This window comes from Pseudomonas sp. B23(2017) (assembly GCF_002113725.1).
Taxonomy (GTDB): domain Bacteria; phylum Pseudomonadota; class Gammaproteobacteria; order Pseudomonadales; family Pseudomonadaceae; genus Aquipseudomonas; species Aquipseudomonas putida_Z.
This window is the reverse complement of sequence record NZ_NEJM01000013.1, coordinates 175,242-202,116: the sequence shown is the minus strand read 5'-3', so window position 1 is coordinate 202,116 and position 26,875 is coordinate 175,242. Positions and strand designations below refer to the sequence as shown.

At 63.5% G+C, this 26,875-nt stretch carries 23 protein-coding genes and 1 pseudogene; 11 read left to right on the top strand and 13 right to left on the bottom strand.

The features are described from left to right. Window positions 1-75: 75 nt before the first annotated feature. Window positions 76-2,502 (bottom strand): TonB-dependent receptor, encoded by a 2,427-nt coding sequence (locus CAG46_RS20445; RefSeq protein WP_085617279.1) that lies wholly within the window; start codon window positions 2,500-2,502, stop codon window positions 76-78. Between the two features lie 226 nt (window positions 2,503-2,728). Further along, window positions 2,729-3,850 carry a sigma-70 family RNA polymerase sigma factor gene (locus CAG46_RS20440; protein WP_085617277.1) on the bottom strand — a complete coding sequence of 374 codons (1,122 nt, stop codon included), beginning with the start codon at window positions 3,848-3,850 and terminating at the stop codon, window positions 2,729-2,731. Window positions 3,851-3,985: 135 nt separating this feature from the next. Between CAG46_RS20440 and CAG46_RS20435 the strand changes: the two genes are divergently transcribed. Continuing rightward, complete coding sequence (locus CAG46_RS20435; RefSeq protein ID WP_075044241.1) at window positions 3,986-4,468, top strand: LEA type 2 family protein; 483 nt, start codon at window positions 3,986-3,988, stop codon at window positions 4,466-4,468. Between the two features lie 18 nt (window positions 4,469-4,486). Here the strand turns inward: CAG46_RS20435 and CAG46_RS20430 are convergent, their stop codons facing one another. Then, a complete protein-coding gene (locus CAG46_RS20430; protein WP_025338356.1) occupies window positions 4,487-4,750 on the bottom strand; it encodes a hypothetical protein in 264 nt (87 codons plus the stop codon). 129 nt (window positions 4,751-4,879) lie between these two features. Here CAG46_RS20430 and CAG46_RS20425 point away from each other — a divergent pair, with 129 nt between their 5' ends. Further along, window positions 4,880-5,200 carry a YqjD family protein gene (locus CAG46_RS20425; RefSeq protein ID WP_025338355.1) on the top strand — a complete coding sequence of 107 codons (321 nt, stop codon included), beginning with the start codon at window positions 4,880-4,882 and terminating at the stop codon, window positions 5,198-5,200. Window positions 5,201-5,222: 22 nt separating this feature from the next. Here CAG46_RS20425 and CAG46_RS20420 read toward each other — a convergent pair whose 3' ends face one another. Next, window positions 5,223-5,840: a tRNA-(ms[2]io[6]A)-hydroxylase gene (locus CAG46_RS20420; protein WP_085617275.1), complete on the bottom strand. Its 618-nt coding sequence runs from the start codon at window positions 5,838-5,840 to the stop codon at window positions 5,223-5,225. A gap of 154 nt (window positions 5,841-5,994) precedes the next feature. Here CAG46_RS20420 and CAG46_RS20415 point away from each other — a divergent pair, with 154 nt between their 5' ends. Then, window positions 5,995-6,858, top strand: coding sequence for a universal stress protein (locus tag CAG46_RS20415; protein ID WP_085617273.1), 864 nt, complete (start codon window positions 5,995-5,997; stop codon window positions 6,856-6,858). Window positions 6,859-7,021: 163 nt separating this feature from the next. Here CAG46_RS20415 and CAG46_RS20410 read toward each other — a convergent pair whose 3' ends face one another. The 7 genes from CAG46_RS20410 to CAG46_RS20380 all read right to left on the bottom strand — a co-directional run bounded on the left by CAG46_RS20410 (window position 7,022) and on the right by CAG46_RS20380 (window position 14,413). Then, a complete protein-coding gene (locus CAG46_RS20410; RefSeq protein WP_015269628.1) occupies window positions 7,022-7,225 on the bottom strand; it encodes a formate dehydrogenase subunit delta in 204 nt (67 codons plus the stop codon). Then, a complete protein-coding gene (gene fdhF, locus CAG46_RS20405; RefSeq protein ID WP_025338352.1) occupies window positions 7,222-10,104 on the bottom strand; it encodes a formate dehydrogenase subunit alpha in 2,883 nt (960 codons plus the stop codon). The genes CAG46_RS20410 and fdhF overlap by 4 nt, the downstream gene beginning before the upstream one ends. Further along, the gene (locus CAG46_RS20400; protein ID WP_085617271.1) at window positions 10,101-11,669 is read right to left on the bottom strand and encodes an NADH-quinone oxidoreductase subunit NuoF; all 1,569 of its coding nucleotides are present in this window, start codon (window positions 11,667-11,669) and stop codon (window positions 10,101-10,103) included. Before CAG46_RS20400 ends, fdhF begins: the two co-directional genes overlap by 4 nt. Further along, window positions 11,663-12,145 (bottom strand): formate dehydrogenase subunit gamma, encoded by a 483-nt coding sequence (locus CAG46_RS20395; protein WP_085617289.1) that lies wholly within the window; start codon window positions 12,143-12,145, stop codon window positions 11,663-11,665. Before CAG46_RS20395 ends, CAG46_RS20400 begins: the two co-directional genes overlap by 7 nt. A gap of 348 nt (window positions 12,146-12,493) precedes the next feature. Beyond that, window positions 12,494-13,588 (bottom strand): dimethylsulfone monooxygenase SfnG, encoded by a 1,095-nt coding sequence (gene sfnG, locus CAG46_RS20390; RefSeq protein WP_085617269.1) that lies wholly within the window; start codon window positions 13,586-13,588, stop codon window positions 12,494-12,496. Window positions 13,589-13,764: 176 nt separating this feature from the next. Beyond that, window positions 13,765-14,052, bottom strand: a complete 288-nt coding sequence (locus CAG46_RS20385; protein WP_085617267.1) for a DUF3077 domain-containing protein — start codon at window positions 14,050-14,052, stop codon at window positions 13,765-13,767. A gap of 103 nt (window positions 14,053-14,155) precedes the next feature. Beyond that, a complete protein-coding gene (locus CAG46_RS20380) occupies window positions 14,156-14,413 on the bottom strand; it encodes a hypothetical protein (protein WP_085617265.1) in 258 nt (85 codons plus the stop codon). A 483-nt stretch (window positions 14,414-14,896) separates the two neighbouring features. Here CAG46_RS20380 and CAG46_RS20375 point away from each other — a divergent pair, with 483 nt between their 5' ends. From CAG46_RS20375 to CAG46_RS20360, 3 genes and pseudogenes are all read left to right on the top strand, one after another. After that, window positions 14,897-15,400, top strand: a complete 504-nt coding sequence (locus tag CAG46_RS20375; protein WP_085617263.1) for a hypothetical protein — start codon at window positions 14,897-14,899, stop codon at window positions 15,398-15,400. Between the two features lie 8 nt (window positions 15,401-15,408). Further along, window positions 15,409-15,849 (top strand): type II toxin-antitoxin system YafO family toxin, encoded by a 441-nt coding sequence (locus CAG46_RS20370; RefSeq protein WP_085617261.1) that lies wholly within the window; start codon window positions 15,409-15,411, stop codon window positions 15,847-15,849. Between the two features lie 633 nt (window positions 15,850-16,482). Further along, window positions 16,483-16,713: pseudogene (locus CAG46_RS20360) on the top strand (chitin deacetylase); the annotation flags it as partial. Between the two features lie 97 nt (window positions 16,714-16,810). Here the strand turns inward: CAG46_RS20360 and CAG46_RS20355 are convergent. Next, the gene (locus CAG46_RS20355; RefSeq protein WP_085617259.1) at window positions 16,811-17,497 is read right to left on the bottom strand and encodes a hydrolase; all 687 of its coding nucleotides are present in this window, start codon (window positions 17,495-17,497) and stop codon (window positions 16,811-16,813) included. Between the two features lie 212 nt (window positions 17,498-17,709). On the opposite strand from CAG46_RS20355, the gene CAG46_RS20350 reads away from it, so the two are divergent. After that, entirely contained in the window at window positions 17,710-18,615 is a 906-nt protein-coding gene (locus tag CAG46_RS20350) for a LysR family transcriptional regulator (RefSeq protein ID WP_085617257.1), read from the top strand. Here CAG46_RS20350 and CAG46_RS20345 read toward each other — a convergent pair. Next, window positions 18,612-19,649, bottom strand: coding sequence for a sterol desaturase family protein (locus tag CAG46_RS20345; protein ID WP_085617255.1), 1,038 nt, complete (start codon window positions 19,647-19,649; stop codon window positions 18,612-18,614). The genes CAG46_RS20350 and CAG46_RS20345 overlap by 4 nt on opposite strands. A 243-nt stretch (window positions 19,650-19,892) precedes the next feature. On the opposite strand from CAG46_RS20345, the gene CAG46_RS20340 reads away from it, so the two are divergent. From CAG46_RS20340 to tal, 4 genes are all read left to right on the top strand, one after another. Further along, entirely contained in the window at window positions 19,893-22,304 is a 2,412-nt protein-coding gene (locus tag CAG46_RS20340; RefSeq protein WP_085617253.1) for a TonB-dependent receptor, read from the top strand. Window positions 22,305-22,557: 253 nt separating this feature from the next. After that, window positions 22,558-24,078, top strand: coding sequence for an NCS1 family nucleobase:cation symporter-1 (locus CAG46_RS20335; RefSeq protein WP_085617251.1), 1,521 nt, complete (start codon window positions 22,558-22,560; stop codon window positions 24,076-24,078). 365 nt (window positions 24,079-24,443) lie between these two features. Further along, window positions 24,444-25,454 carry a tRNA dihydrouridine(20/20a) synthase DusA gene (gene dusA / locus CAG46_RS20330; protein ID WP_085617249.1) on the top strand — a complete coding sequence of 337 codons (1,011 nt, stop codon included), beginning with the start codon at window positions 24,444-24,446 and terminating at the stop codon, window positions 25,452-25,454. Window positions 25,455-25,799: 345 nt separating this feature from the next. Then, window positions 25,800-26,726: a transaldolase gene (tal, locus tag CAG46_RS20320; RefSeq protein ID WP_085617247.1), complete on the top strand. Its 927-nt coding sequence runs from the start codon at window positions 25,800-25,802 to the stop codon at window positions 26,724-26,726. The last annotated feature ends 149 nt before the right edge of the window (window positions 26,727-26,875 follow it).

The following is a 26,875-nucleotide window of genomic DNA, read 5'->3' as shown; positions in this document are numbered from 1 at the left end:
CTGCAGAGCTGAAGTCCTGGGGGCGCTTCGCACCCCTTTCGCGACACAAGGCCGCTCCCACAGAACCGCGCAGGGTCAGTAAGCCATGCTCCAGGTCAGGGTGTAGGTACGCCCGCGCCCTTGGTAGTCATACAGGTAAGCCGGCCCGTAGGTCGGCGAGTAGAACAGCGTCGCACGCTGCCCCCAGACCGTGCTGTACTGCTTGTCCAGCAGGTTCTGGATGCCGGCGCTGAAGGTGCCGAAGCCGGTGTCCTGGCTGCCCAGCAGGTCGAAGGTGGTATAACCATCGATCTCGTGGTCGGCATCGTCCTTCAGGCTGAAGGCATGGTTGGCCTGCAGCCGTGCACTGCGGCCATCGCCCTTCCAGCCGACGAACGCTGTAGCCTTGGACAACGAGGCATAGCGGGCATCGCGCTTGATCCAGCCACCATCGACATCCTCTTCCTCGGAGCGGGTCAGGTGCAGGGTTCCACCCGCTTCCCAGCCGGTCTGGAAGTGCCGGGTCAGAGCGCCCTCAAAACCAAAGTCGCGGCTTTTCTGCTCTTCCACGTTGATGGTCAGGGTCTGCGAGTCGACGTTGATGATCTTGTCCGACCAGATGTAATACAGCGCCGCCTGGGCATCCCAGTCCAGGTCTGCATAGCGCCAGCCAAGCTCCACCTGGCGGCTCTTGATGCCGGCCAGCGGGTTGTCGGCCACGCTCAGGCCGGGCTTGCCGTAGTACTTGGCCGGGTCGGGCAGGTCGAAGCCTTCGCCGTAGTTGGTCCATACCTGGTGGCCATTCTTGTAGTCGTAGATGGCACCGACGTTGAACAGGTTGACCTGGTAATCGTTGCTGCCACCCGGCACACCCTTGAAGTCGCTGACGTCCACGTCCATCTGCTGGCGCCGGGCGCCGCCGGACAGGGTCAGGTTATCGGTGGCATGCCAGTCCAGCTGGGCGTACACCGACACGCCATCGACCCGGTAGCTGGGGTAGCGTGCGGCCTTGCTTTCCTTTTCCAGCTCCAGGCCACCCGACTCGGACGACGTCTGGGCGTTGAAGGTGGTCTGTTCGGCATTGAAGCGCTCGCGGTCCAGGTCAACGCCGTAGGTCAGCTTCAGCGCGTCCCACTGCTTGGCGAACAGGCCCTTGAGGCTGGTGACTTCGAAGTTCTGCTGCGAGGCGGCGAAGTACACCCCGCGCGAGCCGGTGGGCGTGGCGCGGTTGTAGTACGGGAACGGGTAGAAGTTGTCGTCTTCCTTGCGGTACGAGGCCTGCAGGTAGAAGTCCTGGCCCAGCACGTCGGTGTGGTGGTAGTTGGCGTTCAGCAGCAGGCGCCGGGTGCGCGGCTCCAGGTCCGACGAGTAGCCGCTGCGCAGCTCGGCGTCTTCAAGGTCGGATGGGGCGTTGTGGTTCAGGTTGGGGAAGTAGATGCCGGTGCTGCCGTGGTTGCCCGAGTCATAGTACTGGGCCAACAGGTCGAGGCTCTGCTGGTCGTTCAGTTGCATCCCCAAGGTGCCGAGCACGTCGATGGTGCGGTTGTACTGCAGGTCGGTCTGGGTGTTGTCGATGAAGATCTGGTCGCCGGCGCCATCGTAGAAGGCTTCGTTCTGCTCGCCGGAAACCCCCAGGCGGGCATTGAACCGCTCGTTGCCGCCACTGATCGACTGGGCGAAGCGGGTGGCCAGATCGTCGCTGTTGTTGAAACCGCTGCTGGCGCCGAGCTGGGTCTCGAAGCGCGCCGGGCCGGGTTCGCCCTTCTTGGTCACGATGTTGATGATGCCGCCGGTGGCGCCGCCGCCGTAGATGGCACTGGCGCCAGACAGCACTTCGACGCGCTCGACGTTGAACGGCGAAATGCTGTCGAACTGGCGCGACAGGCCGCGCGAGCTGTTCTGGCTGACCCCGTCGATCATCACCAGCACGTTGCGCCCGCGCATGTTCTGGCCGTAGTTGGTGCGCCCTTCCGGTGCCAGGTCGAGGCCTGGCACCAGCTTGCCGATGGCTTCCTTCAGGCTGACGCCGCTGTCGATCTGCTCGCGCAGCTGCTGCTGGTCGACCACCCACACGGTGCCGGGGATTTCGCTGATCGCGGTGCTGGTGCGCGAGGCCACGCTGACCTCGATCGGCTTGAGGTTGACCGCCTGCGGCGCGGCGTCGGCCTTGCGCAGGGTCACCGTGCGGGCATCGCTGAAGTGCCAGCTCATGCCGCTGCCGGCCAGCAACTGCTGCAGGGCCTGCTCGATGCTGTAGCTGCCCTGCAAGGCCGGGCTGGCTTGGCCGGCGACATCGCCAGTGGTGTACAGCAGGTGCAGGCCGGCCTGGTCGGCGAAGGTGGTCAGGGCCTGGTCCAGCGGCTGGGCCGGCAGGTCGAGCTGGACCAGGCGGGCCTGGGTCTGGGCCTGTTCGGTGGCGGTCGAGGCAAACGCCTGCAGCGGGCCGACCAGCATGGCCAGGGCACTGCAGGACATCAGGGCATGGTGAAGCGGACCGCGGCGGCGGTGCAAGGGCTTGAGCATCAGAGGCACGAATGAGCTTCCTGACAAGTCGTAAATGAGAATTGGTTGCTGATCAGTCCCACTACGACGATCTGGCTGGCAGGAACTTGCAGTGCAAAATAAAAAATTTTTCCTGTGCCGGCCTCTTCGCGGCTAAAGCCGCTCCTACAGGGATCTCCACAGCCTTCCAGACCTGTGCAGTACCTGTGGGAGCGGCTTCAGCCGCGAAGAGGCCGGCACAGGCGAATCAATGAACCACGGCCAACCACGGCAGGTAGGTCACCTTCAGCCCATAGCGCTGCTCAAGGGTCCGCAACAGGGCCTCCGGCTCATCGAGGTCGAACACCCCGCTGACCTCCATCGCCGCCAGCTTGCTATCGGACAACACGATCCGCCCATGCCGGTAACGCTCGAGCTCCGCCAGCACCTGCCCCAGCGGCTTGCCGTTGAAGATCAGCTTGCCGCGCTGCCAGGCCATCTGCGTGCCGGCATCGGCCGCTACTGCCAGTTCATGCTCGCCAACCTTGGCTTCGCCGTGTGCCAATACCACGCGGCCATCGCGACGCACGCTGAAGGTAGCCGCACTTCCTTGCACCCGCTCACCGGCCGTGTCGACCACAAAGGGCCGTGAATCATCGGTGGTCTCGAACAAGGCCTCACCAGACTCCAGCACCACCCGCCGCTCACGGTCGCTGAATACCACGCTCAGGGCAGTGGCGCTGTTCAGCGTCACCCGCGTGCCATCGGCCAGGGTCACCACCTGCCGCTCACCCACCCCGGTGTGGTAATCCGCCAGCAGCACCGGCGCCTGCTGCCAACCCGCCACAGCAACGGCCAACACCAGCGCCGCAGCCACGCCCGCCTGTTTGAGCCAGTTGCGGCAATGGCGCAGGGCCTGGCCGATGTACTTCGCCACCATGCTTTCGGAAACCCCCAGGCGTTGCGCGATCTGCGCCTGGGTCAGGCCATCGACGCGGTTTAGCAACAGTGCCTGGCGGGCATTGTCGGACAGCTGCAGCAGCGCCTGATCGAGGATCTGCAGGCGCTCCCGGGCCAGCAAGGCCGCTTCGGGTGCCGGCGCCGGGCAGGCCACCTCACTTGCCCGCTCGCTGTCGTCGTGGCTGGCGGCAATGCGCTGCTCACGGCGCAAGGCATCGATCGCCAGGTTGCCGGCCACGCGGAAGATGAAACTGCGCGCGTGCAGCACCGGCACCGCCTGCTGGTCAATGTTCACCAGCCTCAGGTAGGTTTCCTGCGCGACGTCGGCAGCGCGCTGACGGTCGCTCATGCGCCGGGTCAGGAACTGCAGCAGGTCGTCGTAGTGCTCCTGGAAACTTGCCAGCAGGCCCGGCGCGGGAGAGGTCAGCATGGGTTTGGGAACGGCCAGTAGGAGAAGTTATCGGGCGTTAATGAGAAACAGTATCTTTCATCTGGGCGGAGACTTTCAACGCCGACGCGTATTTGCCACACTGCCCATTCGCCCACTCTGGCAAGGTCGCACCCCATGGCTGCCCGTCTGCACCGCTACGCCCGCCTGTTCCTGGTCCTGCTGCTGGCCTGCGGCCTGGGGGCCTGTGCGCTGTTCCAGGCACACGACCCGGTCAATATCAGCGTGATCGGTATCGAGCCGCTGCCCGGGCAGGAGCTGGAACTGCGCATGGCGGTGAAGATGCGGGTACAAAACCCCAACGAGGCGCCGATCGACTACAACGGCATCGCCATCAACCTGGAAGTGAACGGCCAGCCGCTGGCCGCCGGGGTCAGCGACCAGCAGGGGCACATCGGCCGTTATGGCGAAGCGGTGGTCGTGGTGCCGGTGAGCATCACGGCGTTTTCCTTCCTGCGCCAGGCCTATGGGCTGGGCCGGGTGGACTCGTTGCAGGGCCTGCCCTATGTGCTGCGCGGCAAGCTGGCCGGCGGGCTGCTGGGGACCGTGCGCTTTACCGACGAGGGCAAGCTGGACCTGCCCAAGGGCGCCTACTGGTAGGCGCCTGGCGGGGTGTGATCAGCGGTTGGCGCTGGCTGCGGCCATCAGTTTGTTGACTTCGCTGCGCACCATGTTGGCGTATTCGGGCGGCGACATGCCATCCAGCTCGGCGCGCACCCACTCGGCCCATTTGCCTTTGCGCCGTGGTTTTTCGGCGATCAGCCGCGCCGCTTCGCCCTTGGCCTTGCCCAGGTTGTTCTGCCACAGCTCGAACAGCCGGGCCTTCTCTGCCTCGATCTGCGCCCGTTCCTCGAAGCTCATGTTGGCCAGATTGAAACTCATGAAGGTACCTGCAGGTTTGAAAATGGCCGCTATCTTACACCCAGGTACTGCAACAGCCCAAAGCCGCCGCAACTTTCCCGACGCGCCGGCATCCATTGTTCAAACCACACCATCGACGAGGACGAGTTCATGGCCCGGAAAAACGCCGCGCTGGCCGACAGCGATCAGATCAAGGACCAGGTATTCAGCGAACTGCAGGCGCTGATCGAAGAATCGGAAAGGCTGCTGAACGACAGCGCCGCCCTGGTGGGTGACGAGGCAGAAACCCTGCGCGCGCAGGTAAGCCTCAAGCTACGCCAGGCGCGCCATGCCGCCGACAAGGTGCGTAGCAAGGCGCAACCGGTGGTGGAGGCTACCCAGGACTACATCGGCGGCCACCCGTGGCAGACCGTGGCCATTTCCGCAGGCCTCGGGCTGGTGGTCGGCCTGCTGCTGGGCCGCCGTCACTGACGCCTGGGCCGCCTGGTGCGAATCAGGCGGCCTGCGCCATCGGGATACCGCTGTGGAAACGCAGCTCCTGGTCCGGTGACTGGATCAGGTCCACCTCCGCTGCGCGCACCAGTTCCACCCGGCGGGCGATGTCTGCCTCATCGCCGTAGTTGTGCGCCAATTTCAGGTAACCCTGGTAGTGGCGCGCTTCGCTCTTCAGCAGGCCGTGGTAGAAGCGGCCCAGCTCCTCGTCCAGGTGCGGTACCAGCGCGGCAAAGCGCTCGCAGCTGCGCGCCTCGATGAACGCCCCCACCACCAGCGTATCCACCAGCTTGACCGGCTCGTGGGCGCGCACCAGGCGCCGCAGCCCCGACGCATAACGCCCCGCCGACACCGGGCGCAGCGGCACGCCGCGACGCTTCATCAGGCGCAGCACCTGCTCATGGTGCACCAGCTCCTCGCGGGCCAGGCGCGACATCATGTTGATCAGGTCGAGGTGGGTGTTGTACTTGGCGATCAGGCTCAGGGCGGTGCTGGCTGCCTTGAATTCGCAATTCTTGTGGTCGATCAGCAGGGTTTCCTGGTCGGCGAGCGCCGCTTCGATCCAGGCGTCTGGTGTCGGGCAACCAAGAAAGGCGTCGATTTCGGGGATCAGGGACATGAGCGTGCAACCACAAAGAACAGGCAGGGCCGGCGATTATACCGGCGGCGGCGGGCGGCGCCAGTGACTATGCTTGATGTACATCAAGCGCCAGCGGGGGAAGCGCCGACTATAGTCAGGCATTGGTCGCCACCTTTGAAGGGAGTTAACGCCCATGCAAGCCGTCCGCAGCATCCTCGTCGTCCTCGACCCCGAGCACGCCCACAGCCGGGCGCTGACCCGGGCCAAGCTGATCGCCGGTGTCACCGGCGCGCGCCTGCACCTGCTGATGTGCGACAAAAGGCATGACCACAGCGCGCTGCTGAGCCTGCTGAGCAGCCAGTTGCATGATGACGGGTACGACAACGTCACCCATGAAGAGGCCTGGCGCGACAACCTGCACGACACCATCATCTACGTGCAGCAGGCCGAGGGCTGCGAGCTGGTGATCAAGGAACACCGCCCGGACAACCCGCTGAAAAAGGCCCTGCTCACCCCCAGCGACTGGAAGCTGCTGCGCCAGTGCCCGTGTGCCGTGCTGATGGTCAAGAGCGAGCGGCCGTGGACCGGCGGCAAGGTCCTGGCCGCGGTGGACGTGGGCAACCAGGACGAGGACCACCGCCGCCTGCATGCCAGCATCATCGACCATGGCTATGCCATTGCTGGGCTGGCCAAGGGCGAGTTGCACGTCATCAGCGCCCATCCGTCGCCGATGCTGTCGGCGTCGGACCCGGTGTACCAGCTGAGCGAGACCATCGAAAAGCGCTACCGCGAGGCGTGCAAGGCATTCCAGGCAGAGTACGACATCAGCGAAGACCGCTTGCATGTGGCCGAAGGGCCGGCGGATGTGCTGATACCGCATACCGAGAAGAAGCTGGATGCCGTGGTGACGGTGATCGGCACGGTGTGCCGCACGGGGATTTCCGGGGCGTTGATTGGTAATACCTCGGAGGTGGTGCTGGATTCGCTGGAAGGGGATGTGCTGGTGCTCAAGAGCGAGGAAGCAATCGCCCACCAGGCGGAACTGGCCCGCGGCTAAAAGTGACGCGCGCCATGTAGGAGCGGCCTTGTGTCGCGAAAGGGCCGCAAAGCGGCCCCAGGATCCTGGCGTCTACGCAGGAATCGCTGGGGCTGCTACGCAGCCCTTTCGCGACACAAGGCCGCTCCTACAAGGACCGCGCGCGTCTTGGAACTTGAGCCAGTCAGGCCAACGCTTCCTGTACCTTCGGGTCCAGCCCCTCCCCTGCATTGGCCTCGATCCATTGCGCCAGCTGCCGGCGCATCGCCGGCGTCCAGAAGCTCTGCAGATGCTGCCGTACCCCTTGCACTGCCAGCGCCCGGTCTGGCTCGCTGTCGAAGTAATGGGCAATCTGATTGGCCATCTTGACCAGGTTTTCACTGCTCATCGGCGTACCTCGGCTTTTTCCGCAATACGGCGCTCCTTCAGCAAGCGCCGCTGCTCGTCACTGAAGTCCTGGTAGCGCTTCTGCCACTGCGAAGGCTGGAACACTTTCACCACCTCCACCGCCGTCACCTTGTACTCAGGGCAGTTGGTGGCCCAGTCGGAGTTGTCGGTGGTAATCACGTTGGCCCCCGACTCGGGGAAGTGGAACGTGGTGTACACCACCCCCGGCGCCACCCGCGCGCTGACCTTGGCGCGCAGCACCGTCTGCCCGGCGCGGCTGCCGATGCCGACCCAGTCACCGTCCTGGATGCCACGGCTTTCGGCGTCGGTCGGGTGGATTTCCAGGCGGTCGGCGTCATGCCAGGCGACGTTGCCGGTACGCCGGGTCTGGGCACCGACGTTGTACTGGCTGAGAATGCGCCCGGTGGTCAGCAGCAGCGGGTAGCGGTTGTTGACCTTCTCCTCGGTGGGCACGTAGCCGGTAAGCATGAAGCGCCCCTTGCCACGTACGAACTGGTCGATGTGCATGGTCGGCGTGCCATCCGGCGCTGCGTCGTTGCACGGCCACTGCAGGCTGCCGTGGCGGTCGATCTCGGCGTAGCTGACGCGGTGGAAGGTGGGCGTCAGGCGGGCGATCTCGTCCATGATCTCGGACGGGTGGCGGTAGTTCATCGGGTAGCCCAGGGCATTGGCCAGGGCCACGGTCGCCTCCCAGTCGGCCTTGCCGGCCAGCGGCTCCATGACCTTGCGCACCCGCGAGATGCGCCGCTCGGCGTTGGTGAAGGTGCCGTCCTTCTCCAGGAACGAGCTGCCCGGCAGGAACACATGGGCGAACTTGGCTGTTTCGTTGAGGAAGATGTCCTGCACCACCACGCACTCCATGGCCAGCAGGGCCGCGGTGACGTGCTGGGTGTTGGGGTCGCTCTGGGCAATGTCCTCGCCCTGGCAGTACAAGGCCTTGAAGCTGCCGTCCAGCGCCGCTTCGAACATGTTGGGGATGCGCAGGCCCGGGTCCGGCTGCAGGGTCACGCCCCAGGCACGCTCGAACTCGGCGCGCACGCCCTCGTTGGAAATGTGCCGGTAGCCGGGCAATTCGTGAGGGAACGAACCCATGTCGCACGAGCCCTGCACGTTGTTCTGCCCGCGCAGCGGGTTCACCCCTACCCCTTCGCGGCCGATGTTGCCGGTGGCCATGGCCAGGTTGGCGATGCCCATCACCGCGGTGCTGCCTTGGCTGTGCTCGGTCACGCCCAGGCCGTAGTAGATCGCCGCGTTGCCGCCGGTGGCGTACAGCCGGGCGGCGGCGCGGATCTGCTCGGCAGGCACGCCGCAGACCGGGCCAAGCACTTCGGGGGCGTTTTCCGCCAGGCTGACGAAATCGCGCCAGCGGGCGAAATCTTCGGTTTCGCAGCGGGCATCGATGAAGCGCTGGGCCAGCAGGCCTTCGGTGACGATCACGTGGGCCAGGGCGTTGAGCATGGCCACATTGGTACCGGGGCGCAGTTGCAGGTGCAGCTCGGCGCGGGCGTGCGGCGAATCGACCAGGTCGATGCGCCGCGGGTCGATCACGATCAGCCGCGCACCCTGGCGCAGGCGGCGCTTGAGCTGCGAGCCGAATACCGGGTGGGCGTCGGTGGGGTTGGCGCCAATCACCAGCACCACGTCGGCCTGCATCACCGAGTCGAAGCTTTGCGTACCGGCCGATTCACCAAGGGTCTGCTTCAGGCCATAGCCGGTGGGCGAATGGCATACCCGCGCGCAGGTGTCGACGTTGTTGTTGCCGAACGCCGTGCGCACCAGTTTCTGCACCAGGTAGGCTTCTTCGTTGGTGCAGCGGCTGGAGGTGATGCCGCCGATGGAATCGCGACCGTACTTCAGCTGGATGCGGCGGAACTCGCTGGCGGCGTAGGTCACCGCCTCGTCCCAGCTGACTTCCTGCCATGGGTCTTCCAGGCGCTTGCGGATCATCGGCTTGGTGATGCGGTCCGGGTGGGTGGCGTAGCCCCAGGCGAAGCGGCCCTTGACGCAGGCGTGGCCGTGGTTGGCGCCGCCGTTCTTGTCCGGGACCATGCGCACCAGCTGGTCGCCCTTCATTTCGGCGCGGAACGAGCAGCCGACGCCGCAATAGGCGCAGGTGGTGATGACCGCACGCTCGGGTTGGCCCAGCTGTACCAGGCTCTTTTCCGTCAGAGTCGCGGTCGGGCAGGCCTGCACGCAGGCGCCGCACGACACGCACTCGGAGGCGAGGAAGTTCTCACCACCCGCCGCCGCCACCCGCGATTCGAAGCCGCGCCCGGTGATGGTCAGGGCGAAGGTGCCCTGGATATCCTCGCAGGCGCGCACACAGCGGCTGCAGACGATGCACTTGCTCGGCTCGTAGTCGAAATACGGGTTGGATACGTCCTTTTTCTCGGCCAGGTGGTTGGCGCCGTCGTAGCCGTAGCGCACCTCGCGCAGGCCCACCTGGCCGGCCACGGTCTGCAGCTCGCAGTTGCCGTTGGCCGAACAGGTCAGGCAGTCCAGCGGGTGGTCGGAGATGTACAGCTCCATCACGTTGCGGCGCAGGCCGGCCAGGCGCGGGGTTTCGGTGTGCACCACCATGCCTTCGCTGACCGGGGTGGTGCAGGACGCCGGGTAGCCGCGCATGCCTTCGATTTCCACCATGCACATGCGGCACGAGCCGAAGGCTTCGAGGCTGTCGGTGGCGCACAGTTTGGGAATGCTGGTGCCGAGCATGGCCGCGGCACGCATCACCGAGGTACCGGCGGGCACAGTGATGGCACGGCCATCGATGCTCAGGCTGACCTGTACCTCGCTGTCACGGGCCGGGGTGCCGAGGTCGCTGCTTTTATCAGAAGCGGGGTCGAAGAAATTGATCACTGCGCGGCCTCCGTGTGGGTCAGCCCGAAATCGGCGGGGAAGTACTTCAGCGCGCTGGCCACCGGATAGGCGGTCATGCCGCCCATGGCGCACAGCGAGCCGTATTGCATGGTGTCGCACAGGTCGCGCAGCAACAGGGCCTGGTCATGCCGTTCGGTCATGTCGCTGGTGGCTATCAGCCGGTCGACCACTTCCATGCCGCGGGTCGAGCCGATGCGGCACGGGGTGCACTTGCCACAGGACTCCTCGGCACAGAACTGCAAGGCGAAGCGCGCCATGCTGGCCATGTTCAGGGTGTCGTCGGCCACTACCACACCACCATGGCCGAGCATCGCGCCCATGGCGGCGAAGGCTTCATAGTCCAGCGGCGTGTCGAAGTGGCTGGGCGGTACCCAGGCACCGAGCGGGCCACCCACCTGCGCGGCCTTCAGCGGCCGGCCGCTGGCCGTGCCGCCGCCATAGCCTTCCACCAGCTCGCGCAGGGTCAGGCCGAAGGCGCGCTCCACCAGGCCGCCCTGGCGGATGTTGCCGGCCAGCTGGAACGGCATGGTACCCAGCGAGCGGCCCATGCCGAAGTCGCGGTAGAACGCCGCGCCCTTGGCCATGATGATGGGTACCGAGGCCAGGGTGAGCACGTTGTGCACCAGCGTCGGCAGGCCGAACAGGCCCTGCAGCGCGGGTAGCGGAGGCTTGGCGCGGACGATGCCGCGCTTGCCTTCGATGGATTCGAGCAGCGCGGTTTCTTCGCCGCAGATATAGGCGCCGGCGCCGACCCGCACTTCCAGGTCGAAAGCCTGGCCGCTGCCGGCCACGTCGCTGCCGAGGTAGCCGGCGTCACGGGCGATGGCGAAGGCCTGGTCGAGCACGCGGATGGCGTCGGGGTATTCCGAGCGCACATAGATGTAGCCCTTGTCGGCACCCACGGCGAGGCCGGCAATGATCATGCCTTCGATCAGCAGGAACGGGTCGCCTTCCATCAGCATGCGGTCGGCGAAGGTACCGGAGTCACCCTCGTCGGCGTTGCACACCACGTACTTCTGCCCGGCCCCGGCGTCACGCACGGTGCGCCACTTGATGCCGGCCGGGAACGCCGCACCGCCGCGGCCGCGCAGGCCGGAATCGAGCACGGCGGCGACCACCTCGGCACCGTCCAGGGCCACGGCCGCTTCAAGGCCGGCGAAACCGCCATGGGCACGGTAGTCGTCCAGCGACAATGGGCGGGTGATGCCGGCGCGGGCGAACAGCAGGCGCTGCTGGGTCTTGAGGTAAGGGATGTCCTCGACCGGTCCCAGGGCCAGCGAGTGGCCACCAGGTTCACCGGGCTCACCGGTCAAGGCGTCGAGCAAGGACGGCACGTCTTCCGGGGTGACCGGGCCGAAACCCAGGCGGCCTTGCGCGCTGTCGCACTCCAGCAGCGGTTCCAGCCAGTACAGCCCGCGGGAACTGGTGCGCTGGATGTCCAGCGGCAGCTGGCGGCGTTCGGCCTCACGTTGCAAGGCATCGGCGACCTGGTCGGCGCCCACGGCACGGGCTACCGAATCGCAGGGGATGTACAGCTTCAGCATGCTGCGTCCTCCCGGCAAGCGTTGACCAGCGCGCGCAGGCGGTCAGGGGTAAGGCGCGCATGCACCTGGCCGTCCAGTTCCAGCGCTGGCGAGCAGGCACAGGCGCCCAGGCAGTACACCGGGCGCAGGCTGATGGTGCCGTCGGCGCTGGTGCCGTGGTCGTCCAGCGCCAGCTGTTCGCGCAGTTGCGCGGCCAGCGCCTCGGCGCCCCGGCTCTGGCACGACTCGGCGCGGCACAGGCGCAGGGTGTGGCGCGCCGGTGGCGTGGTGCGGAAATCGTGGTAGAAGCTGATCACCCCACGCACCTCGGCCAGGCTGAGGTTCAGGGCATGGGCAATTTCGGCGACAGCGGCATCGGGGATGTAGCCGATGTCGTGCTGGATGGCATGCAGGATCGGCAACAGCGCGCCGGGGGTATCCTTGTCACGGGCCAGAATGCGGTGGATCACAGGCAGGTGGAGCAATTCATCAGGCATACAGCGGACCTCGGCATCACGGACCCTGCCTGAATTGTTGTAAGGGCAGGTATCCGGCGTGTTCTGCTGCGGCGCGCCGACCACGTCACGGTTGCGTGGTGCCAGCGGCCTCCTTGCCTGCGGCCGCACGTCTGCGCGCGCTGGTCCGAGGCATCCTGCAAGCATGGCACTTGTGGCGCTGGGGGGTTGCGTGCGAACGACCAGGCGCATCCTGAAACCGACGCGGGTTGTTTCTGGCCTTATGCAGTCTGCTGCGCTGTCGCTTGGAGAACTGAGTTCGCAAGCGGTCCGCGTACCCTGTGTGCGGCTTTAGCCGCGAAGAATCCAACGCGGTGCATGGCACCGGCTTCAGGCCACCGCCTTGTCCACGCTGCGCCCGGCCTCCAGTTCACGCACCAGCGGCAGCACATGTTCGCCGAAGTACGCTACTTCCTCCTGGAAGTGCAGGAACCCGGACAAGATCAGATCCACACCCACCGCCTTCAGCGCAACGATGCGCTCGGCAATCTGCCGTGGTGTACCGATCAGGTTGGTCTTGAAGCCATCGTTGTACTGCACCAGGTCTTCGAAGCTGGACCTGGCCCAGTTGCCCTCGCCCTCCGGGCTGGCAGAACCGGCATGCTTCACTTCCTGGCCAAACGCCCGCACCGCCTCGGGGTTGGCCTTGTCGATGATCTCCTGCAGCACCGCACGCGCCTGCTCTTCGGTGTCGCGGGCGATGATGAAGGCATTGACTCCAACCTTTACCGAATGGCCGTTGGCCGCCGCCTTGGCGCGGATATCGTCGACCTGCGCCTTGATCCCTTCCACGCTGTTGCCGTTGGTGAAGTACCAGTCCGACACGCGCGCCGCCATGTCCCGTGCGGCACGCGAGCTGCCGCCCTGGAAAATCTCCGGGTGCGGCTGCTGCAGCGGCTTGGGTTTGAGGTTGTAGTCGCGAAAGCGATAGAAGTCGCCGTTGAAGGTGAAGTTGTCCTGGGTCCAGATGCCCTTCAGCGCGCGGATGAATTCCTCGGAACGGCGATAGCGTTCGTCGTGGTCCAGCCAGGGTTCGCCGATGGCGTGGAACTCGCCCTTGAACCAGCCCGAGACCACGTTGATGGCGATGCGGCCATTGGTGAACTGGTCGATGCTCGCCAGCTGCTTGGCCGCCAGCGCCGGGTTCCACGGGCCTGGCAGAATGGCGGCGATGACCTTGAGCTTTTCCGTGGCAGCAAGCAGCGCGTGGCTGATAGTGACCGACTCGTGCTGGTTGTCGGCGCCGTAGCCGGCGGTGAAACGGATTTGCGACAGGGCGTAGTCGAAACCAGCCTGTTCGGCGATTTGCGCGAGCTTGCGGTTGTAGTCGATGTCCCAACTGGTGCGCTGTTCGATGGTGCTGACCACCAGGCCACCACTGACGTTGGGGACCCAGTAGGCGAACTTGATCGGGGCTTGGCTCATGGTAAGGCTCCTTGGTGATCCTCGGGTTCAAGGAGGCAGGAGCAGCAAACATGCCAGGCTTTAAAGTGTTTTTATTTCAATTGGTTAGCTGAAACTGGCGGCGATGTTGGCTGCATGCGGTCGAACAAGCTGCTGGATCGCTGTTGCCTGCACAACATCGCCGCCCCGGGGGCAGGTCAGCGGTTCTTGCGCATGCCCATATGCGCGTCATCCATCAGCGCCTTGGCCATGTCGCAGAGAAAGTGCGAAGCCCAGACCAGCACCGGTTCGTTGTCCATAACCCCGATAAACGATGCTCGCCGAGAGCAATCCATCAATACCGACGCTTGTTCGATGGCATGGTCGCAGCAGTTTCCCGGTTCTACGCGGAACAGTTTCCTGCCGTCCAGCACACCATCCAGGAACGTGGCCGCGCCTACGGTCAGGCCCAGTGTGCCGGTGTCGTCATCCAATTCCTTGTCCATCTGAAACCCTCTTTTGAATCTGCCGGCCAGTGCGATTTCCCGGTTGCAGTCCCTGGCAGGAAAACCACACCGCCCAGGCTGGCAAAATTTGAAAATCAGCTCATCAGTGCAATGTATGCACCGGCTGCCCGGCCCGAAGCTGCACCTGCGCAATCGCCGACTCCAGCAGCGTGCGCACAGCCTCCATTTCATGCATGACCGCCAGGGTCATGATCGTGGCGGGAGACTTGGGGAGCGAGGCTATCGCGTGATGGCCTACGGACAAGGCGCAGAGTACGTATTCCGTGGCCTGGATCAGGGTGTCTTCCAGGTGATGGGGTGACTCAGTGGAGAAAGGTTGATCGGGAACGAGTTTCAGCATGACAGCCTCCAGACAATAACAAGTCGGACCGTCGCCAGATCACTTGCAGATGATAGGGTGGCGGCTACATGCGGGCCTGCAAGACCGGGCTTGGAGGTCGATTCCCGGCTGGCCCGAAGACCACCCGCACGCAGCCACCGTTGAACGAAGCCAACAGCAAACTGAGACCAAACCAAGCATCGGGCTTGCAGACCCGGTCGTTGAATTTGCAACGACAGGGCGAGACTAGGGGGCTCAGGTTTCCATCGCAATGGTGAAACGGCTTGAAAAAGATGATTCAGAAATGGACTACGAGGAAGGGGAAAAAACTGATTCGGTCTTGTAGGACCAGCTCGCACCGACGCACCAGAACCATACGCTCAACGTTTTTTAGGCTTACAATTTCCAGACTTGGCAGCAATTGACTATCAGGCTTCAACGCCGATAATTGCCCCCAAGTTTTCAGTAATCGCAGCAAAATCCGAGCAGCAAATGGAGGTATTCATGCCAGTCAAAGCAGCAGCACCGGCGCTCATCGTCGCCGCGCTCGCATTGGTGGGTGATTACACAACTCTCTCACTTCAATCACGTGCCGTTGAGGTTCGTGAAGCCAGCGCTACCCCCCCCTCTTCCCCTGACCTGCGCAGGGTAATCGCTGAGCTGACTCATGGCTGGCTGGTCCTGGAGTCGATCTATTCGAGGCGTGTTGTTGCACTCATGAAATCGGATACCTTCGACCAGACCAAATACCTCAAGAATGCTGAGTTGCTCAAAGCGGTAAGGCAGTTGGAGGGCGGACTGCAAGCGGCAAACGTGCCAACCGCTCTTTACGATGAGCACCAGAACCTGTGCCGAGCAGTGGCCAAGGTACGCAGCAAAATGGTTGTCATCGATGGGATCTACCAGCAGTTCTTCCTCACGCCGGATGAGTTCCAGAGCGCACTGAGTGCTCCTGGCCTTCGCGATCTTGCCGATCACACTACCCGCAAGCTCAACCGACTGGCGTAAGGTGACCAATGCCAGCCGAGGTTTCATTTCATCCCGAAACGTTTGAAGAGTTCTTCCTTCCTGTCGATGCGAAACATCCCGGCTTGTCGGAAGTGTTGAAAAGCGAATTCCTACGCTACATCGAATCCAGGCGCCAACTCATCCCCTCGATATTCGGGCGGGACGTACCTTACACGCAGCCGCCACTTGCGTTTCAGGCTTGTCTGATGCACATCCATATCTGCATCCCGCCTGCCCTATTCCCCAAAAACGTTCCTCAGCATGACAGAGTTTGCAAGATGGGACGGCCGGGTGATGACGCAGCACTCATCTACGTCCAGGGCGAGTTGTATGAAGATCGCTATCTGATACTGGCCTTTTTATGGCCGGATGCGCACACCAAAGCCCGGGATATTTCGACCATGCAGTATCTGGCTCGACTGGCGAAAGAATGGCGCGATAACAATTGACCGCGATTATCCGAAACGACGGCGTGACTCTCGGATGGCTGGCATAGATTGAGGTGTAAGGGCGACCACGCCATCGCAACGGAAACACACACCCACCAGGATATCCTTGACCACCCCTTGACCATCGCTGAACGGTACATCACGACGGGCATAGTACGTAGGCACCACTACCTGGCAGTGTTCGCAAAGCGCTTTACCGGTGACCCCTTCGGCAAGAATTTTCATTATCTGAGTACTCGTTAGTGAATGCTGATCAACCGGATGACCTGGCCGGAGCAATAATTGGCGCCGTAGCCTGCGAAACTCGAAAAAGCATGCATTATGAACCCATCGTCCGCACCGTAGCGCAGAGCTGTGTAACCAACGCTTTCATGACTAGCCCCGACTGCCCAGTTCGCGGGTAAAACCTACCCAGGGAACACCTCGCTCAGGCATTCAAATACACGAAATCCGGCGCTGCTCAGCGCCACGGCGCCGGGCGGGCTCTCATAGAGCAGCACATAACTCATTGCATTAGCAGGGAACCTGTGGGAGCGGCTTTAGCCGCGAACACCGGCGCAGCCGGTGCCATGCACCGCGTTGGATTCTTCGCGGCTAAAGCCGCTCCCACAGAGTACGCGCCAGCACAGGCCAAGCGGTGAAGACTTCTTCCGGCTGCTAAAGGATGCTTTCGACCTGTTGTGGCAGGAGGGCGCGCACCACCCGAAGATGATGAGCGTGGGCCTGCATGGACGGATCAGTGGCCATCCTGGTCGTGCGATGGCGCTGGCGCGCTTTCTCGATTACGTGCAGGGCCACGACGGGGTGTGGGTCTGCCGGCGCGAAGAGATTGCCAGGCACTGGATACCCCAGTTCCCCGCCTGAGCGGTCAGTCGTTCGCAACGGGACGCGCGCCCGGTAGCCCTGGGGAGAAGCGGGCAGTAAAGAACAGCCCGGCAGCAGACCACCGGGCCGGAAGTCATCAACGTTGCGAATCGAGCACTTCGTGCTCCGTCACTACCTGCTGGGCCTTGGCGTAGCTTTCGATCAGCAGGCGGTAGTGCGGGAAGATCAGGCTATAGGCCTCGGCCCATTGCGCGGCGTCCGGGCGGTTCCAGGTGCGCTGGATTTCCGAGGCGACTGCAGCGGTATCCATAGGCACCACGCCGGCCTGGACGACGCGGGCCAGGGTGATTTCCTGGGCGGCCTTGGAATAGGTGCCGGAGGCGTCGATCACCGCGAACACCCGGTAACCGGCGTTTACCGCTGCGATCGCCGGGAAGGCCATGCACACGCTGGTGATGGTGCCGGCGATGACCAGGGTCTTCTTGCCGGTGGCCTCCACGGCGGCGACAAATTCGGGGTTGTCCCAGGCGTTGATCTCACCCTTGCGCGCCACGTACTGCGCATGGGGCGCAGCCTCGTGGATCTCTGGGATCAGCGGGCCGTTGGGGCCCTGCGGCACCGAGGCGGTAGTGATCACCGGGATCTTCGCCAAAGTGGCGATCCTGGCAAGGGTGATGGCGTTGTTGCGCAGTTCGGTCATGGGCATGTCCTTGACCGTCTGGAACAGGCCGCTCTGGTGGTCGATGAGCAGCATGGCGGTGTCGTCGGGGTCGATCACCGGGCGCTGGCCGTTGAAGTTGGCAATCTGCGAGAAGTTGGTCATGTCGGTTCTCCTGACAGGGCATCCGGGCCGGGAAACCCGCGCCTCCTGCGCGGGCGTTCATCCGGACCAGGCGACGCCTGAGTCCGGGGTGTGACATAACGGGCCATCTGCCCGAAACGTCCGCTCTGTTATGGAGGTCACGATACGGATGGAACAATTGCCTCGGTAGTTGGCAAAAATTACTATCAGTGTTCTGCCAGAGGAACACTGAAATGGAAGACCTCAACGACCTCTACTATTTCGCCCAGGTGGTGGAGCACGGCGGTTTCAACCCGGCCGGCCGCGCACTGGGTGAACCCAAGTCGAAGCTGAGCCGGCGAATCGCCGGGCTGGAAGAGCGCCTGGGCGTGCGGCTGATCCAGCGTTCGACGCGGCACTTCTCGGTGACCGAGATCGGCCAGGTGTTCTACCGGCACTGTGTGGCGATGCTGGTGGAAGCGGCGGCGGCCACCGAGGCCGTCGAGCAGCACCGCGCCGAGCCGCGCGGGGTGGTGAACCTGAGCTGTCCCACGGCGCTGCTGAACTTCTGGGTCGGCCCGATGCTGGCGCGATTCATGGTGCGGTACCCGCTGGTGGCGTTGCATGTGCAGAGCACCAACCGCCAGGTGGACCTGATCCAGGAAGGCATCGACATCGCTTTGCGGGTGCGCTTCCCCCCACTGGAGAGCAGTGACCTGGTGATGAAGGTGCTAGGCGAAAGCCGGCAGCATGTGGTGGGCGCCCCGGCATTGCGCGAGCACCTGCCGGCAAGGCCGACCCCCGCCGATATTGCCGCCCTGCCGACGCTGCACTGGGGCGCGGTACAGCGCGAATATTACTGGCAACTGGACGGCCCCGAGGGCGCCAGCACGCAGGTGCGCTATCAGCCGCGAATGGTCACCGACGACCTTGTCGCCCTGCGCCAGGCCGCGCTGGCAGGCGCCGGCGCGGTGCACATGCCCGCCGTGGTGGTGCGTGAAGACCTGGAGGACGGCAAGCTTGTGAATCTGCTGCCGGACTGGGCGCCCCGTACCGGGGTTGTCCATGCGGCCTATGCGTCCCGTCGCGGCTTGCTGCCGTCGGTGCGGGCACTACTGGACTTTCTTGGCGACGAATTTGCCAACAGCGGAATCAGCTAACGACCTGCCCTGCCGGACGCGCCAAGCACAGCCTTGCGCTGGCATTTCACCAGGACCTTGCGGCCTGTTTCGACAAAGGGCGTGACGATCAGGCTATAGACCGTCAGGTAACGCTGGTGGTCCTGCTCGCCGGTGCCGAAGCGGACGCTTTCAGGCGTTGATGTGGTGACATAGAGCGTACCGAACATCCAGTCCCAGAGGGACAGGTTGGTGCCGAAGTTCCGGTTGAAATGGCGTGGGGCATCACTGTGATGGATCTGGTGCTGGGCCGGGCTGTTCAACACATGTTCCAGCTGCGGGCCGAACGACAGCCAGACATGGCTATGCCGCAGGTTGGCCGCCAGGCTGTTGAAGATGAACACCAGGTAGGTCACGCCGAACAGGGTGTAGCGGCTGACTTCACCGCCGCAAAGGTACCAGAAGCATCCGGCGTAGAAGCCGATGCAAATGCCGGTGCTCAGTTTCTCGACGATCTTTTCCACGAAATGCACCCGGCTCGCCGTCGCCGGCACCAGCACGGGCGCCGAATGATGGACCTTGTGAAAGGTCCAGAGCCAGCGGGAGTGAAAGGCCCGGTGCGCCCAGTAATGGATGAAGTCCTTGAGCAGGAACACCCCCAACCCGTAGAGCAGGGACAGTGCAAGGTTCTCGCCCAGGCGCGGGCGCGCGCCCCAGAGGTTGCTGAAAAAGGCCAGGTAATCGCCGGAGCGCAGGATGTAGGGGTCGACCAGATGGACGACGGGCAGCACCAGCGCAACCTTGAGGATGGCCCGCACGAAGTAGTAGCGGTAGTCCAGCAGCGCCGAGGGATGCAGATGTACCCGGGCGCCACCGATGAACTGCCAGAACGACTGGGCGTCGCTCAGGCCGCGCTGCTTCCTGAAGCGGAACAGGCCATAGGCTGCGCCATAGGAGATGCAAAGGAACAAGGCCCCGAAACGGCCGTTCACATTGAAAATGCCGAGAAACTGGTCGGTAACGGGCGTGATCACCCAATCGGTCAGGTGCTCATAGACAAGCGACAGGGCATCCACGAAACGTCAGCCTCGGCAAAAGGGACGCAATTGTAAATCAGATTGATTTACTCGAGTGGCTTTCTGCATGAAGTGGTGCTTCAAGCACCGGTAATCGCTTGCCCCCGCCCGCAAAAACACAACACACCGATTGACAACTGCAGGAGGAAGGACAACTATCCGGCCGCCTTTATGCGAAGCTTTATCATTATCAATACGCTTCTCATCATTGCGCCTGCATAGTCCATCGAAAGGAGCCAATGGATGTCCGCCTGCTTTTTTCCCCCCGCTTTCAGCATTCGCCAAGCCGCACTGGTAGCAAGCCTTTCGGGCTCGCTGCTGGCCAGTGCCAATGCCTGGGCCGTGCCTGTCAGCTTCAGCATCCCGGCGGGGCCGCTGGGGGCCGCAATCAATCAGTTCGCCACGGCAAGCGGGGTGACTGTCAGCGTCAGCAACGAAGAAATCGCTGGCCAGCGCAGTGAGGGACTGCAGGGCAGTTACGAGCTGGAGCAAGGCCTCGCGCAACTGCTGCATGGCAGTGGCCTGCAGGTGCAGCAAGCGGGGGACAAGCACTACATGCTGGCCCGCCCGAGCCAGGATGGCACGATGGAACTCGCTGCAACGACGGTCTCCAGCGTGGGGCTGGGTGCCACCACCGAGGGCACCGGCAGCTACACCACAGGTTCGGCCAATACGGCAACCGGGCTGCGCCTCTCGGCACGCGAGACACCACAGTCGATCAGCGTGGTGACCCGCCAGCAGATCGAAGACCAGAACCTGAACGATGTTGCCCAGGTACTGGAACAGACCCCAGGCGTGGTCGTCGACAGCATGGGGCCGGCCGGCAGCGACGCCAATCATATCTACGTACGTGGTTTCGAGGTCGGCACCATCCAGGTCGACGGCCTCAACCGGCCTGACAGCTTTGGCTTTCGCGACGACCTTGCCGACATGGTGTCGTATGACCGGGTCGAGGTGGTACGCGGGGCCACGGGGCTGATGTCCGGCACTGGTGACCCCGGTGCGACCGTCAACCTGATTCGCAAGAAGCCGACCTTTGAAACGCAACGCAAGCTGACCCTGAAAGCAGGCTCGTGGGACACCTACCGCACCGAGCTGGACGTGTCCGGCAAGCTGTCGGAAAGCGGCAATGTACGCGGGCGCCTCGTGGCCTCGAACACCGACAGCCAGAGCTACGTCGACCGCCAGTCCCTGGAGCGGCAGGTGGGCTATGGGGTGCTGGAATGGGACATCACCGACAGCACGATGCTGACCGTGGGGGCGGAGTATCAGGAAATGGACAACGACGGCGCCGGTAACCACGGCTTCCCGATGTTCAACTCCGATGGCAGTCACTTCAGCCCTTCCCGCTCGTTCAACTCGGCCTCGGAATGGAGCTACCACAAGCGTCGCACCAAGACCCTGTTCACCACCCTGGATCACGACCTGGCCAACGGCTGGCACCTGAAATTCAACACTGAGCACAGTCGCCGAAGCTATGACGACGTATTTGCCACCGCCGCCAGCGGCACCGTCAAACCTGATGGCAGCGGCATCCAGACCTGGACTGGCCGTTGGGCAGGCGAACCTCGGCAGACCTCGTTCGACCTGTCGGCTACGGGCCCGTTCGAAGTGCTGTCGCGCGAGCACCAGGCGTACGTCGGGCTCAGCCACTACCGGGCCTACTACCGCAACGACGGCTACCATCTGTGGACCAGGCAGGATATCGACAACATCCATGAATGGGATGGCTCGTTGCCAATACCTGACGCCATCCACAACAAGACGACCGAAAATGCGCTGGACGAAACCCAGGATGGCCTGGTGGCTTCGGTGCGCTGGAGCCTGGCCGATGACCTGTCGCTGATTACCGGCGCACGGGTGATCGACTGGCGACGTGACGAAACCGTAGAGCAGCTGGCAAGCGGCAAGACCGAACGCACCTCGCGAAGCGAAACCGGTGTCGTTACCCCTTACATCGGGCTGGTTTACGACATCAACGACAACTGGTCGGCCTATGCCAGCTACACCACCATCTTCAACCCGCAAGACAAACAGACTGCATCGGGCAGCTACATCGACCCGTTGGAGGGCGTGAACTACGAGCTAGGCCTGAAGAGCGAGTTCTGGGACAAGCGCCTGACTGCTGCACTCAGCGTGTTCGAAGTGCACCAGGACAACCTGGCCGTGGCGGACGGCGACGCCCAGGCGCCGGACGGCAACCAGGCCTACCGGGCCGAGTCCGGCACCAAGACCCGCGGTTTCGAAATGGAAATGGCGGGCGAGATCCTGCCTGACTGGCAAGTATCGGCCAGCTACACCTATGCCGTGAGCAAGAACTCGGATGGCGACCGCCTGCTCACCGAAGTGCCCCGCGACACCCTCAAACTGTTCACCAGCTACCGCCTGCAGTCATTGCCACAGCTGAAAGTGGGCGGTGGTGTGCGTTGGCAAGGCACGGAATATAAGAAAAACGCAGGCCCCAACCACGAGACCTTCACCCAAGGCGCCTACAGCGTGGTCAACCTGATGGCGCAATACGCCTTCACGCCACAAACCAGCGTCTCGCTGAACCTCGATAACGTGTTTGACAAGACCTACTACACGGCGATCGGCTCACGTGGCTGGTACGGCAGCCCACGTAGCGCCACGGCCACGTTGGTGTACGCGTTCTGACCCAGCCGGCGTTCGCTGCCGATGCCCGGCAGCGGCGCCGAACAAGTATCCATATTTGGCGCAGCCAGTAACACATGCGCACAATATGTGTGTACAAATTTCCCATCTCCAGGCTCGCATCAAATGTGACGACGACCAATAAAGAGGATACAAAAGCCCGAGAACCGCCAACTCCAACTGCTCGGCGGGTTGGTACGAATCTTGTTTGTATACAAAACCAAAAATAAAAGTACACAAGAGTTACGGAGTCCCGATGGCGTCAATTTCACGTTCCGGTGTCAGCCAGCTTGATGTTCTCCCTGCCGAAACGGCTGGGCCCACTCAGTTGGAGTTGAGCCCGCGCCTTTACAGTGCCGACCTTGCACCGACCCGCGCGGCAAATCGCACCTGGGGCCGCTACAGCCTGTTTGCACTGTGGACCAACGATGTGCACAACATCGCCAACTATTCCTTCGCCATCGGCCTCTTCGCCCTGGGCATGAGCGGCGCACAGATCCTCGCAGCCTTCGCGCTCGGCGCACTGGTGATCTATGGCCTCATGAACTTGTCCGGCTACATGGGGCAGAAGACCGGCCTGCCCTACCCCGTCATGTGCCGGATCAGCTTCGGCATCCATGGTGCGCAGATCCCGGCATTGATCCGCGCGGTAATCGCCATCGCCTGGTTCGGCATCCAGACATACCTCGCCTCGGTAGTACTGCGCGTTCTGCTCACCGCCATCGCTCCCGAGCTCAAGCCCTACGACCAGAACTCGATCCTCGGCCTGTCGACCCTGGGCTGGATCACCTTCCTCGGCATCTGGTGCGTGCAAGTGGCGATCTTCGCCTATGGCATGGAGATGGTGCGCCGTTACGAATCCTTAGCCGGGCCGATCATCCTGGTCGCCTTCGCAGGCCTGGCGGGCTGGATGTACTGGCGCAGCGGCCTGTCGATTTCCTGGTCCAGCGGCAACGCGCCGACCGGCTCCACGATGTGGCTGAAGGTGCTGGGTGCCGCCGCGCTGTGGGTCTCGCTGTACGGCACCATGATCCTCAACTTCTGCGACTTTACCCGCAACTGCCCGGACAAACGCACCATCAGCGTGGGCAACTTCTGGGGCCTGCCGGTGAACATGCTCGGTTTCGCACTGATCGCCGTGGTGCTCGCCGGCGCGCAGTTCAGCATCGACGGCAAGCTGGTGCAGGGCCCGACCGAGATCGTTGCAGCCATCCCGAACACCGCCGGCCTGGTGCTGGCCTGCCTGGCCTTCCTGATCGTCACCGTGGCGGTGAACATCATGGCCAACTTCGTCGCCCCGGCCTACGTACTCACCAACCTGGCCCCGAACCTGCTGAACTTCCGCCGCGCCGGCTTGCTCAGCGCCGGTATCGCCGTGCTGATCCTGCCCTGGCACCTGTACAACAGCCCGTCCGTGATCGTGTATTTCCTCGGCGGCCTGGGCGCCCTGCTCGGCCCACTGTACGGGATCATCGTCACCGACTATTACCTGGTTCGCCGCAGCCGAGTGAACCTGCCAGAGCTGTATAGCGAAAGCAGCGAGGCCGCCTATCACTATCGCGGCGGGGTCAACCTGCGCGCCGTAGCGGCCTTCATCCCGGCGTCGCTGATCGCCATCGTGCTGGCGCTGGTGCCGGCGTTCGATACGCTGTCGCAGTTCTCCTGGTTCTTCGGCGCGGGCCTGGGCGGGCTGATCCACTATGCCCTCGCCAACCGCAGCGCAAGGTACCTTGAGGTTTCCGGCGAAAGCATCGCAGTGGATAGCACGCACCACTGACCGGGGCTGCCAGCGCGCCCTGATCACGGCCAGCGCGGGCCCTGTAGGAGCGGCCTTGTGTCGCGAAAGGGCTGCGCAGCAGCCCCAGCAATTTGTGCCTTTGCGCTGAACCCCTGGGGCTGCTGCGCAGCCCTTTCGCGACACAAGGCCGCTCCTACAAGGGTCCCACCAGCCATCTGAGATGCCCGCTCGCTCGGCAGAACCATCCGACCTGTTTCCAGACGCATGCCCTGCTCTCTTGGTAAACTAGCCGCCTGCCTTGGCAATCACCGATCTCCTGCCGCCGACTTTTGCTACGTCGCGCCCTCGGTTTGCTACAAACACCCTCGAAATTGCTGAATTTGGTACAAGACACGTTGAACGATATGACCACAAACCCAGGCTCTAACCCAGCAACCACGCGCCCTGAGCCTTCCCGTCGCTTCAGCGTTGCACCGATGATGGACTGGACAGACCGCCACTGCCGGTTCTTCCTGCGCCTGCTCTCCAAAAACACCCTGCTGTACACCGAAATGGTCACCACCGGTGCCCTGCTGCACAACGACGCCCACCGTTTCCTGCGCCACGACGTCTCCGAGCACCCGCTGGCCCTGCAACTGGGCGGCAGCGTGCCGGCCGACCTGGCTGCCTGTGCCCGGCTGGCCGAGGAGGCTGGCTACGACGAGGTCAACCTCAACGTCGGCTGCCCGAGTGACCGGGTGCAGAACAACATGATCGGCGCCTGCCTGATGGCCCACCCGGCGCTGGTGGCCGATTGCGTGAAAGCCATGCGTGACGCGGTGTCGACCCCGGTGACGGTCAAGCACCGCATCGGTATCAATGGCCGCGACAGCTACGCCGAGCTGTGCGACTTCGTCGGCCAGGTGCGCGAGGCAGGTTGCCGGAGCTTTACCGTGCATGCGCGCATCGCGATCCTGGAAGGGCTGTCGCCTAAGGAGAACCGTGAGATACCGCCGCTGCGCTATGACGTGGCGGCGCAGTTGAAGGCGGACTTCCCGGACCTGGAGATCGTGCTCAACGGCGGGATCAAGACCCTGGACGAGTGCCAGGCACACCTTGAAACCTTCGATGGGGTGATGCTGGGGCGGGAGGCGTACCACAACCCTTACCTGCTGGCCGAGGTGGACCAGCAGCTGTTCGGCAGCGAGGCGGCGGTGGTCAGCCGCAGCGAGGCGCTGGCGCAGTTGCGGCCTTATATCGTCGCGCACATGGAAAGTGGTGGCGCGATGCACCACGTTACCCGGCATATTCTGGGGCTGGCCCAAGGGTTCAAGGGGGCGCGGCGCTTCCGCCAGTTGCTGTCGGCGGATATTCATAAGGCGGCGGAGCCGCTGGCGGTGTTCGACCAGGCGGTGGAGTTGTTGCAGGGGCGGTGATTCAGCAGGTGGGCCTCATCGCCAGCAAGCCATCCCCTGCAGGATGCTGCAGGGGTTCAGATATATGCAGATCCTGTGGGAGCGGGTTTACCCGCGAAGAAAACAACGCGGTACATGGCACCGGCTTCGCCGGTGTTCGCGGGTAAACCCGCTCCCACAGGGATGGCGCAAACCACCACATTTTGTGTAAGCCAGTTGTATCTCCAGCGGCCCTTGCAAGCAGATGCGGAACCTCGGGGCCGCTTGCGACTCGAATCCTCACCTTTCGCACCGCGCTTCGCGAGCCCTTGAGTGGCCGTCGGGGCTCGGGTAATGTCGAGTCATTGCACAGGACAGAGCACGCCCATGACCTCCAAGCTGGAACAACTCAAGCAGTTCACCACCGTGGTCGCCGACACCGGGGACCTGGACGCCATCACCCGCCTGAAACCGGTCGATGCCACCACCAACCCGTCGCTGCTGCTCAAGGCGGCGGCCATCCCGGGTTACGCCGATCTGCTCAAGCAGGTAAAGGCCGATGCCAAGGGTAATGTCGACCTGGCCTGCGACAAGTTCGCGGTGGCCGTGGGCTCGGGCATCCTCAAGGTCATCCCGGGGCGTATCTCCACCGAGGTCGATGCACGCCTGTCGTTCGATGAACCCGCCCTGCTGGCCAAGGCGCGCAAGCTGATCGAGCTCTACGAAGCCGCTGGCATTGGCCGCGACCGCGTGCTGATCAAGCTGGCCTCCACCTGGGAAGGCATCCGCGCCGCCGAAAAGCTGGAGAAGGAAGGCATCCAGACCAACCTCACCCTGCTGTTCTCCTTCGCCCAGGCCCAGGCCTGCGCCGATGCCGGGGTGTTCCTGATTTCGCCGTTCGTGGGCCGTATCTACGACTGGTACAAGAAGAGCACCGGCAAGGAATACGTGGGCGCCGAAGACCCGGGCGTGCAGTCGGTCACTCGCATCTACAACTACTACAAGGCAAACGGCTACAAGACGGTGGTCATGGGTGCCAGCTTCCGCAATATCGGCCAGATCGAGCAACTGGCCGGCTGCGACCGCCTGACCATCAGCCCAGAGCTGCTGCAGCAGCTCAGCGATGACCAGGGCGACCTGCCACAGGTGCTGAAGCCGGGCAATGCCGGCGAGCCCAAGCAACAGCTGAACGAAAGCCAGTTCCGCTGGGCCATGAACGAAGATGCCATGGGTACCGAGAAGCTGGCGGAAGGCATTCGCCAGTTCGCGCGGGACCAGGAGAAGCTGGAGAAGTTGATGGCTGAAAAGGCCTGATACATTTCGGGATTGCCTGACGGGCGGGAAGTGTTCAGCATTTTCCGCCCGTTTTGTTTTACCTGGCCTTAGATTTGTATTGAATTCCAGGGCCTCTTCGCGGGTAAACCCGCTCCCACAAGGACCCCCACAGGCCAGAAGTTGGCGCT

What these genes read in the sequence shown, in the direction of transcription:
- CAG46_RS20445 (WP_085617279.1), bottom strand. Translation starts at nt 2,502, where the DNA reads ATGCTCAAGCCCTTGCACCGCCGCCGCGGTCCGCTTCACCATGCCCTG.
- CAG46_RS20440 (WP_085617277.1), bottom strand. Translation starts at nt 3,850, where the DNA reads ATGCTGACCTCTCCCGCGCCGGGCCTGCTGGCAAGTTTCCAGGAGCAC.
- CAG46_RS20435 (WP_075044241.1), top strand. Translation starts at nt 3,986, where the DNA reads ATGGCTGCCCGTCTGCACCGCTACGCCCGCCTGTTCCTGGTCCTGCTG.
- CAG46_RS20430 (WP_025338356.1), bottom strand. Translation starts at nt 4,750, where the DNA reads ATGAGTTTCAATCTGGCCAACATGAGCTTCGAGGAACGGGCGCAGATC.
- CAG46_RS20425 (WP_025338355.1), top strand. Translation starts at nt 4,880, where the DNA reads ATGGCCCGGAAAAACGCCGCGCTGGCCGACAGCGATCAGATCAAGGAC.
- CAG46_RS20420 (WP_085617275.1), bottom strand. Translation starts at nt 5,840, where the DNA reads ATGTCCCTGATCCCCGAAATCGACGCCTTTCTTGGTTGCCCGACACCA.
- CAG46_RS20415 (WP_085617273.1), top strand. Translation starts at nt 5,995, where the DNA reads ATGCAAGCCGTCCGCAGCATCCTCGTCGTCCTCGACCCCGAGCACGCC.
- CAG46_RS20410 (WP_015269628.1), bottom strand. Translation starts at nt 7,225, where the DNA reads ATGAGCAGTGAAAACCTGGTCAAGATGGCCAATCAGATTGCCCATTAC.
- CAG46_RS20400 (WP_085617271.1), bottom strand. Translation starts at nt 11,669, where the DNA reads ATGCTGAAGCTGTACATCCCCTGCGATTCGGTAGCCCGTGCCGTGGGC.
- CAG46_RS20395 (WP_085617289.1), bottom strand. Translation starts at nt 12,145, where the DNA reads ATGCCTGATGAATTGCTCCACCTGCCTGTGATCCACCGCATTCTGGCC.
- sfnG (WP_085617269.1), bottom strand. Translation starts at nt 13,588, where the DNA reads ATGAGCCAAGCCCCGATCAAGTTCGCCTACTGGGTCCCCAACGTCAGT.
- CAG46_RS20385 (WP_085617267.1), bottom strand. Translation starts at nt 14,052, where the DNA reads ATGGACAAGGAATTGGATGACGACACCGGCACACTGGGCCTGACCGTA.
- CAG46_RS20380 (WP_085617265.1), bottom strand. Translation starts at nt 14,413, where the DNA reads ATGCTGAAACTCGTTCCCGATCAACCTTTCTCCACTGAGTCACCCCAT.
- CAG46_RS20375 (WP_085617263.1), top strand. Translation starts at nt 14,897, where the DNA reads ATGCCAGTCAAAGCAGCAGCACCGGCGCTCATCGTCGCCGCGCTCGCA.
- CAG46_RS20370 (WP_085617261.1), top strand. Translation starts at nt 15,409, where the DNA reads ATGCCAGCCGAGGTTTCATTTCATCCCGAAACGTTTGAAGAGTTCTTC.
- CAG46_RS20355 (WP_085617259.1), bottom strand. Translation starts at nt 17,497, where the DNA reads ATGACCAACTTCTCGCAGATTGCCAACTTCAACGGCCAGCGCCCGGTG.
- CAG46_RS20350 (WP_085617257.1), top strand. Translation starts at nt 17,710, where the DNA reads ATGGAAGACCTCAACGACCTCTACTATTTCGCCCAGGTGGTGGAGCAC.
- CAG46_RS20340 (WP_085617253.1), top strand. Translation starts at nt 19,893, where the DNA reads ATGTCCGCCTGCTTTTTTCCCCCCGCTTTCAGCATTCGCCAAGCCGCA.
- CAG46_RS20335 (WP_085617251.1), top strand. Translation starts at nt 22,558, where the DNA reads ATGGCGTCAATTTCACGTTCCGGTGTCAGCCAGCTTGATGTTCTCCCT.
- dusA (WP_085617249.1), top strand. Translation starts at nt 24,444, where the DNA reads ATGACCACAAACCCAGGCTCTAACCCAGCAACCACGCGCCCTGAGCCT.
- tal (WP_085617247.1), top strand. Translation starts at nt 25,800, where the DNA reads ATGACCTCCAAGCTGGAACAACTCAAGCAGTTCACCACCGTGGTCGCC.